The organism is Micromonospora chalcea, from assembly GCF_028768405.1.
In the GTDB taxonomy this organism is placed as follows: Bacteria; Actinomycetota; Actinomycetes; order Mycobacteriales; family Micromonosporaceae; genus Micromonospora; species Micromonospora chalcea.
Window position 1 is genome coordinate 3,418,606 of the sequence record NZ_CP118233.1, and the last position, 8,895, is coordinate 3,427,500.

5 protein-coding genes and 2 rRNA genes (1 of these 7 only partly in view) are annotated in these 8,895 nt (G+C 69.6%); 2 read left to right on the plus strand and 5 right to left on the minus strand.

The annotated features are described in order from the left end of the window. Positions 1–81 precede the first annotated feature (81 nt). Complete coding sequence (locus PVK74_RS14770) at positions 82–1,413, plus strand: glyoxalase/bleomycin resistance/dioxygenase family protein (RefSeq protein ID WP_274479232.1); 1,332 nt, start codon at positions 82–84, stop codon at positions 1,411–1,413. Positions 1,414–1,500: 87 nt separating this feature from the next. Here the strand turns inward: PVK74_RS14770 and PVK74_RS14775 are convergent, their stop codons facing one another. The 3 genes from PVK74_RS14775 to PVK74_RS14785 all read right to left on the minus strand — a co-directional run bounded on the left by PVK74_RS14775 (position 1,501) and on the right by PVK74_RS14785 (position 5,893). Further along, entirely contained in the window at positions 1,501–1,929 is a 429-nt protein-coding gene (locus PVK74_RS14775; protein ID WP_274479233.1) for a DUF4233 domain-containing protein, read from the minus strand. Next, the gene (locus PVK74_RS14780; RefSeq protein ID WP_222949356.1) at positions 1,926–3,197 is read right to left on the minus strand and encodes a bifunctional folylpolyglutamate synthase/dihydrofolate synthase; all 1,272 of its coding nucleotides are present in this window, start codon (positions 3,195–3,197) and stop codon (positions 1,926–1,928) included. Before PVK74_RS14780 ends, PVK74_RS14775 begins: the two co-directional genes overlap by 4 nt. A gap of 77 nt (positions 3,198–3,274) precedes the next feature. After that, positions 3,275–5,893: a valine--tRNA ligase gene (locus PVK74_RS14785; protein WP_113972704.1), complete on the minus strand. Its 2,619-nt coding sequence runs from the start codon at positions 5,891–5,893 to the stop codon at positions 3,275–3,277. Positions 5,894–5,962: 69 nt separating this feature from the next. Between PVK74_RS14785 and PVK74_RS14790 the strand changes: the two genes are divergently transcribed. Beyond that, positions 5,963–6,640, plus strand: a complete 678-nt coding sequence (locus tag PVK74_RS14790) for a hypothetical protein (RefSeq protein WP_043331013.1) — start codon at positions 5,963–5,965, stop codon at positions 6,638–6,640. Positions 6,641–6,986: 346 nt separating this feature from the next. Here the strand turns inward: PVK74_RS14790 and rrf are convergent. Further along, positions 6,987–7,103 (minus strand): 5S ribosomal RNA (gene rrf, locus PVK74_RS14795). Between the two features lie 74 nt (positions 7,104–7,177). Continuing rightward, positions 7,178–8,895: ribosomal RNA gene (locus PVK74_RS14800) — 23S ribosomal RNA — on the minus strand (it continues 1,391 nt past the right edge of the window).

Consider the following 8,895-nt stretch of genomic DNA (forward strand, 5'->3'; position numbering starts at 1 on the left):
CCGGCGCCGGCGCGGCGGCTGCGTCTTCCCTGGCCCGCCGTGGCGGCCTAGCCTGGCCCTGGAACCCCTGGGAGGTCCACTGTGGCGAATGGCGGGAACCGCACGATCGCGCCGGTACGCAAACTGATCGGCACGGTGCTGGGCACCGTCGCCACCTTCGTGACGGTGTTCGGGCTGGGCATGACCAGCTGGGCCATCGTGGCGCTCGGCGTCGCGCTGCTGGTGCTGGCGATCGCGCTGGCCACGGTACGCGGCGGCGGTCGCACCTGGGTGATCGGGCTGGGGCACGTGCACAGCGCCTCCGAACCACCCACCCAGTACGCGTTCGGCCGCTGCGAGCTGCAACTGGTGATCGACGCGCCCGGATTGCCGCCCCGGTCCAAGAAGATCATCGAGCCGCGGGTGCCGGTCGCCAAGTGGCCCTCACTCGGCCAGGCGCTGCCGGTCCGGGTGGCGCTGGACGACCAGCGGCACGTGCGCGTCCTCTGGGACGAGGTGCCCACCCACGCGGAGACCGCCGCCGCGGTGGCCGACCTGCCGCCCGAGTACGACACCCCGGACCCGCTGGACGAGCCGCTGATCGCGCAGGAGGCGCCGCCGTGGGCCGGGCGCGCGCCCGAGGACGACTTCCGCGACGACTACCCGCCCGCGCCGGAGGAGTACCTGGACGACGTGCCGCCCCGGGCCGAGGAGCGCGAGCCGGTGGTGCTGCACCAGAGCCCCAGCGGCCGGATGGTGCTGGAGGGGCAGCTCGTCGAACCGGCAGCCGCCGGCCCGCTCCCCCGCCGCGCCCCGGCGCCCCGCGTCCCGGCCGAGGAGCCGATCGGCGCCCCGGCACCCGACAGCACGCGCGCCGAGGCGGCCGACACCATTCCCGTCGAGACCGTGCCCGACCCGATCGACGTGCCGCTGGACGACCCGGCGGACGCGCCCCGGCGCTCCGACACCCCGCCCACCGCCGAGGAGCTGGACGAGGCCATCTTCGGCCCGTCCGGCTCGTCCGGCCCGGCGGACGCGGCCGAGCCGGACGGGCTGGGCAGCCCGATCAGCGGCGTCGGCATCACCCTGCTCGTCACCGACCTGGACCGGTCCCTCGACTTCTACCGCGAGCTGGGCTTCGACGAGCTGGACCGGGGCGAGGGCAACGCCGTGCTCGCCTCCGGGCCGACCCGGCTGGTGCTGCGCCGGGTCACCGGCGCCGCCCCGATCAGCCGCCGGCTGGTGCACGTCAACCTCGAGGTGGACGACATCCAGGGCGCGTACGAGCGGCTGCGCGAATCGGGCGTCCGGTTCACGTACGCGCCGCGCGTGGTCAACCGGGGCACCAAGCTGGAGGTGTGGGCGGCGGCCTTCCGCGACCCCGACGGTCACGGCGTCGCCCTGACCCAGTGGCGCACCCTCGCCGAGGTGTAAGGAAGGGCCCCTTCTTAACGCCTCAGGTAGAGGAAGGGGCCCTTCTTAACACAACACCGCGCGGCACCGCGCCGCGCGCGACGGCGCTCAGCCGAGGATGACCCGCCGCACGTGCAGCGCGTACGCCCACACCAGCGCGAACATCACCCCGAGCGCGAACAGCGACCAGTGCAGCAGCCCGGAGAGCAGCAGCAGACCCTGAAGCACGGTGCCGGCGTGCCACGCCCACGGTTGGCGCATCAGGCCGGCCAGCACCACGCAGGCGACCGCCAGCGCCACGATCGCGCCGATCGCCGCGCCGCTCAGGTCACCGCCGACCACCCGGATCGGCTGGATGGCCAGCAGCAGCACCAGCGCCTCCAGCGCCATCGTGCCGGCGCCCAGTCCACGTACCGCCTTGTCCGGGTTCCGGAGCCCGGACCGCCGCTCGCCGCCCGCCTGCTCCGGACCGGCCTGGTCCTCCGGCGTGTCGCCGGCCGCCGGTTCAGGGCCCGGACCCTGCTGCGGGCCGGTCATCGCTTCAGCAGCCGGCGGGCGTCGGCCACTGTCACCACCGATCCGGTGACCAGCACGCCCACCCCGGCCAGCTCACCCGGCACGTCCGACTCGGCCTCCGCCACCGCCGCCTCGATCGCGTCGGGCATCTCTCGGGTCACCTGCACGCGCTCCGGCCCGAAGATCTCCCGCGCCAGCGCGGCCAGCTCGTCCACCGGCATCGCCCGGGGCGAGCTGTTCTCCGCCACCACGATCGAGTCGAGCACCGGTTCGAGCAGTTCCAGCAGGCTCGCCGCGTCCTTGTCGCCGAGCACCGCCAGCACGCCGACCAGCTTGCTGAACGCGAACTCCTCCTGCAGCGCGGCCACCGTGGCGGCCATGCCGTGCGGGTTGTGCGCGCCGTCGAGCAGCACCGTCGGCGCGGTCCGTACCCGCTCCAGCCGGCCCGGCGAGCTGGTCGCGGCGAAGCCCTCCCGGACCGCCTCGATGTCGAGCTGCCGCCGGGCCCCGGCGCCGAGGAACGCCTCCACCGCGGCCAGCGCCACCGCCGCGTTCTGCGCCTGGTGCGCGCCGTGCAGCGGGATGAAGATCTCCTCGTACACGCCGCCCAGGCCCTGGATGGTCAGCACCTGGCCGCCGACGGCGACCGCGCGGCGCAGCACGCCGAACTCGGCGCCCTCCCGGGCGACTGTGGCGTTGACCTCGGCGCAGCGTTCCAGGATCGGGCGGGCCGCCTCCTCCTCCTGCGCCGCCGCGATCACCGTGGCGCCGGGGTGGATGATGCCGGCCTTGTGCAGCGCGATGTCCTCGATCGTGTCGCCGAGCCACTCGGTGTGGTCCAGCCCGATCGGGGTGATCACGGCGACGCCGGCCTGGATGACGTTCGTCGCGTCCTCCGCGCCGCCGAGCCCGACCTCCACCACGGCCACGTCGACCGGGGCGTCGGCGAACGTGGCGAACGCCAGCGCCGTGGTCATGTCGAAGTACGTCAGCGGCTCGGCGAACCGCTGGTCGACCAGCTCGGCCAGCGGCGCGATCTCCCGGTACGTGGACACGAACCGCTCCTCGCTCACCGCCTCGCCGTCCAGGCTGATCCGCTCCCGGACGGTCTCCAGGTGCGGGCTGGTGTAGCGGCCGGTGTGCAGCCCGAACGCCCGCAGCAGCGAGTCGATCATCCGGGCCGTCGAGGTCTTGCCGTTGGTGCCGGTCAGGTGAATCGACGGGTACGCCCGCTGCGGGCTGCCCAGCAGGTCGAGCAGGGTTTCGATCTTCTCCAGCTCGAAGTGCATCCGGGTGAAGCCGCGCGCGTTGAGCGCGGCCTCCACCTCGGCGAACGCGCTGCGGTCGGTGCGGTCGGTGCGGTCGCTCACGAGGGCAGCGCCTCCAGGGCGGCGTCGATCCGGACCAGGTCCGCCTCGGCCACCGCCAGCCGTTCGCGGATCTTCGCCACCACCGGCTCGGGCGCCTTGCCGACGAACGCCGGATTGTCCAGCTTCGCCCGCGCCTGGGTGGCCTCCTTCTCGGCCGCCGCCCGGTCCTTGGTGAGCCGGGCGCGCTCGGCGGCCACGTCGATCGAGCCGCGGGTGTCCAGCGCGACGCTGACCGCGCCGGGCATGGCCAGCGTGGCGCTGGCCTGGAAGTCGTCGCCGGGCGCGTCGAGCCGGGCCAGCGAGCGCACCAGCGGCTCGTGCGCCGCGATGCCCGCGCCGGTCAGGCCGTCGAGCCGCGCGGCGACCCGCTGGGTCGGCCGCAGCCCCTGGTCCGACCGGAACCGCCGGACCTCGGTCACCACCCGCTGGAGGGTGGCGACTTCGCCTTCCGCGGCGTCGTCGACGAGGGTACGGTCGGCGACCGGCCAGGACGCCGTCAGCACGGTCTCGCCGCCGCTCAGCGCGGACCACAGCTCGTCGGTGACGAACGGGATGACCGGGTGCAGCAGCCGCAGGAGCTGGTCCAGCACGTGCCCGAGCACCCGCCGGGTGGCGTCGGCGGCGGGGCCGCCCTCGGCGAGCACCGGCTTGCTCAGCTCCACGTACCAGTCGCAGACGTCGTCCCACGCGAAGTGGTAGAGCAGGTCGCAGACCTTCGCGAACTCGTACGCCTCGAACTGCTCGTCGACCTCGGCGGTGACGTGCGCCAGCCGGGACAGGATCCACCTGTCGACGGTGGAGAGGTCGGCGGCGTCCGGCAGCGGGCCGCCGGTGTGCGCGCCGTTGAGCAGCGCGAACCGGGTGGCGTTCCAGAGCTTGTTGCAGAAGTTGCGGGAGCCCTGGCACCACTCCTCGCTGACCGGCACGTCCTGACCGGGGTTCGCGCCCCGGGCCAGCGTGAACCGGGTGGCGTCGGCGCCGAACCGGTCGATCCAGTCCAGCGGGTCCACCACGTTGCCGAACGACTTCGACATCTTCTTGCCGTGCTCGTCGCGGACCATGCCGTGCAGCGCCACCACGTCGAACGGCTGCACGCCGTCCATCGCGTACAGGCCGAACATCATCATCCGGGCGACCCAGAAGAACAGGATGTCGTAGCCGGTGACCAGCACGCTGGTCGGGTAGAACTTCGCCAGGTCCGGGGTGCGCTCGGGCCAGCCGAGCGTGGAGAACGGCCACAGGCCGCTGGAGAACCAGGTGTCCAGCACGTCCTCGTCCTGCCGCCAGCCCTCGCCGGACGGCGGTTCCTCGTCCGGGCCGACGCAGACGATCTCGCCGTCCGGGCCGTACCAGACGGGGATGCGGTGACCCCACCACAGCTGGCGGGAGATGCACCAGTCGTGCATGTTGTCGACCCAGGCGAAGTAGCGCTTGGCCAGCTCGGCCGGCTCGATCGCCACCCGGCCGTCGCGCACCGCGTCGCCGGCGGCCTTCGCGAGCGGCCCGGTGTTGACGAACCACTGCAGCGACAGCCGCGGCTCGACAGTCGTCTTGCAGCGCGAGCAGTGCCCCACCGCGTGCAGGTACGGCCGCTTCTCGGCCACGATCCGGCCCTGCTCACGCAGCGCCGCGACGATCGCCGGGCGGGCCTCGTACCGGTCCAGGCCCTCGAACGGGCCGGGCGCGGTGATGATCCCGCGCTCGTCCATGATCGTCAGCGAGGGCAGGTCGTGCCGCTGGCCGATCTCGAAGTCGTTCGGGTCGTGCGCCGGGGTCACCTTGACCATGCCGGTGCCGAAGCTCGGGTCGACGTGCTCGTCGGCGACGATCGGGATCCGCCGGTCGGTGAGCGGAAGCTCCACCTCGGTGCCGATCAGGTGCCGGTACCGCTCGTCGTCCGGGTGCACCGCCACCGCGGTGTCACCGAGCATCGTCTCGGCACGGGTGGTCGCCACCACCACCTCGTCGCCGTAGCGGATCGAGACCAGCTCGCCCTCGTCGTCGGTGTGCTCCACCTCGATGTCGGACAGCGCGGTGAGGCAACGCGGGCACCAGTTGATGATCCGGTTGGCCCGGTAGATGAGCCCGTCGTCGAAGAGCTTCTTGAACATGGTCTGCACGGCCCGGGACAGGCCCTCGTCCATGGTGAAACGCTCGCGGTCCCAGTCGACGGCGTCGCCGAGCCGGCGCATCTGGCCCAGGATCGCGCCGCCGGACTCGGCCTTCCACTGCCAGACCCGCTCGACGAACTTCTCCCGGCCGAGGTCGTGGCGGGACAGCCCCTCACCGGCGAGCTGCCGCTCGACCAGGTTCTGGGTGGCGATGCCGGCGTGGTCCATGCCCGGCAGCCACAGCGCCTCGTACCCCTGCATCTTCTTGCGCCGGGTGAGCGCGTCCATGAGCGTGTGCTCGAACGCGTGGCCCATGTGCAGCGAGCCGGTGACGTTGGGCGGCGGGATGACGATGGTGAACGGTGGCTTCTCGCTGTCCGCCGACGCCCGGAAGTGTCCGCCGGCTACCCACTGCTCGTACCGTCGCTGCTCTACCTCGCCGGGCTGGTACTGGCCGGCGAGGGTCGGGGCGTCGGGGCGTCGGGCATCCAGTCTCTCGGTCACCCTGAAAGTCTACGGAGCGCTTTCGAGGACCTGACGTGCGCCACCGGTGATTCGCGTACGGTGGCGGTCATGTCCGACGCGCATCTCACCGAGCGCCCGGTCGACGGGGGTTCCGATCCGGTCGAGCTGACCGAAGAGCCGATCGAGCTGAGCCGCCGCGACCCCGCGCAGGAGCCCGAACGCCGGCCCGTCTCCCGGCGCCGGAAGATCGTCCTCGCCGCCCTGCTGGCGGCCGGCCTGGCCGGCGCCGGCGTGCTCGGCCTCGGTGGATGGCGGGTGCTCCAGCAGAAGGACACCACTCTCGGCCAGCCCACCGAGGTCGCCGGGCTGGTACGCGACGACAGCGAGCGGGCCCGCAGCACCGCCGACTACCTGCGCGACGGGCTCGCCGCCGACATCGAGCTGGACCGCGGCTACGGTGCCGTCTACTCCGACCGCGGCGACGCCAAGCGCTCGGTGCTGCTGTTCGGCGGCACCACGCTGCTCTGGCAGCCCGAACGCGACCTGGACACCCTGTTCGGGCTGATGGCCGACGAGACCGGCCGGGTCGCGGGCCTGCGCGAGGTGGACGCCGGCCGTTTGGGTGGCGTGATGAAGTGCGGTACGACGAGCGGCGACGGCGGTGACTTCGCGGTCTGCGGGTGGGCCGACCACGGCAGCGTGGTGATGGGCATGTTCCCGGGCCGGACGGTCGACGCCGCCGCAGCCCTGTTCCGGGACATCCGAGAGTCCGTCCAGACGCGCTGACCGCGACCTCGGCGGGCACTCGTCCACGCCAGTGCGGCGAGGGGACAGGCACCCGCCCCGTCACGTCGCCGTGGTGACGGGTGCCTGTCCCCGCCCTGGTGACCGCTCCCCGCAACGGCCGCCCGGTTCGCCATTACGGGGAGGTGGCTGCATTCCCGGCACGCCGTTGCCGCCACCTCGGCGTAACGGCCCCCCGGATCGCCATTACGGCGTAGTGGTGGCCGGTTCGGCGGTTCGGGGAAGTGGTGGGTGGTCCACCGTTCACGCGCCGGCATGAGGACCGGTTTTCGGGGTGGACGCGTTTCAGGGCCACCCCCTGAGAGGGTGGCCCTGAAATCGAATGTTTGTCCGGCGGTGTCCTACTCTCCCACACCCTCCCGAGTGCAGTACCATCGGCGCTGGAGGGCTTAGCTTCCGGGTTCGGAATGTTACCGGGCGTTTCCCCTCCGCCATGACCGCCGTAACTCTATGAACATATCAACCAACCCTGCGGGTGATCGTTTGTTCAGAGTTGCACAGTGGACGCGTAGCAGCTTGGTAGTCAAGTCCTCGGCCTATTAGTACCGGTCAACTGAACCCGTTACCGGGCTTACATTTCCGGCCTATCAACCCAGTCGTCTAGCTGGGGGCCTTACCCCACAAAGTGGGTGGGATACCTCATCTTGAAGCGAGCTTCCCGCTTAGATGCTTTCAGCGGTTATCCCTTCCGAACGTAGCTAACCAGCCGTGCCCCTGGCGGGACAACTGGCACACCAGAGGTTCGTCCGTCCCGGTCCTCTCGTACTAGGGACAGCCCTTCTCAAGTATCCTACGCGCACGGCGGATAGGGACCGAACTGTCTCACGACGTTCTAAACCCAGCTCGCGTACCGCTTTAATGGGCGAACAGCCCAACCCTTGGGACCTGCTACAGCCCCAGGATGCGACGAGCCGACATCGAGGTGCCAAACCATCCCGTCGATATGGACTCTTGGGGAAGATCAGCCTGTTATCCCCGGGGTACCTTTTATCCGTTGAGCGACACCGCTTCCACATGCCAGTGCCGGATCACTAGTCCCGACTTTCGTCCCTGCTCGACCTGTCAGTCTCACAGTCAAGCTCCCTTGTGCACTTGCACTCAACACCTGATTGCCAACCAGGCTGAGGGAACCTTTGGGCGCCTCCGTTACCCTTTAGGAGGCAACCGCCCCAGTTAAACTACCCACCAGACACTGTCCCTGAACCGGATAACGGTCCGAAGTTAGATACCCAAATCAACCAGAGTGGTATTTCAAGATTGCCTCCACCCATACTGGCGTATAGGCTTCACCGGCTCCCACCTATCCTACACAAGCTAATTCAGATACCAATGTCAAGCTATAGTAAAGGTCCCGGGGTCTTTCCGTCCTGCCGCGCGTAACGAGCATCTTTACTCGTACTGCAATTTCGCCGGGCCTGTGGTTGAGACAGTGGGGAAGTCGTTACGCCATTCGTGCAGGTCGGAACTTACCCGACAAGGAATTTCGCTACCTTAGGATGGTTATAGTTACCACCGCCGTTTACTGGCGCTTAAGTTCTCCGCTTCGCCCCGAAGAGCTAACAGGTCCCCTTAACGTTCCAGCACCGGGCAGGCGTCAGTCCATATACATCGAATTACTTCTTCGCATGGACCTGTGTTTTTAGTAAACAGTCGCTTCCCCCTGCTCTCTGCGGCCATACAACGCTCCACCCGCGCGGGGCTTCACGTCTCCGGCCCCCCTTCTCCCTAAGTTACGGGGGCAATTTGCCGAGTTCCTTAACCACAGTTCGCCCGATCGCCTCGGTATTCTCTACCTGACCACCTGTGTCGGTTTGGGGTACGGGCCGCTAAGAACTCGCTAGAGGCTTTTCTCGGCAGCATAGGATCACTGACTTCACCTGAATCGGCTCGGCATCACGTCTCAGCCCCATGTGTCGCGGATTTGCCTACGACACGGCCTACACGCTTACCCCGGCACAACCACCGGCCGGGCTCAGCTACCTTCCTGCGTCACCCCATCGCTTGACTACTACCCGCCAGGTTCCCACGCTCCCCAACCTCAACCCGAAGGTCTTGGCCGGTTTGGGTGGTTAGCACAACGAGGTTCGTCAGGGTCGCTCTTTCGCGGGTACGGGAATATCAACCCGTTGTCCATCGACTACGCCTCTCGGCCTCGCCTTAGGTCCCGACTCACCCAGGGCGGATTAGCCTGGCCCTGGAACCCTTGGTCATCCGGCGGAAGGGTTTCTCACCCTTCT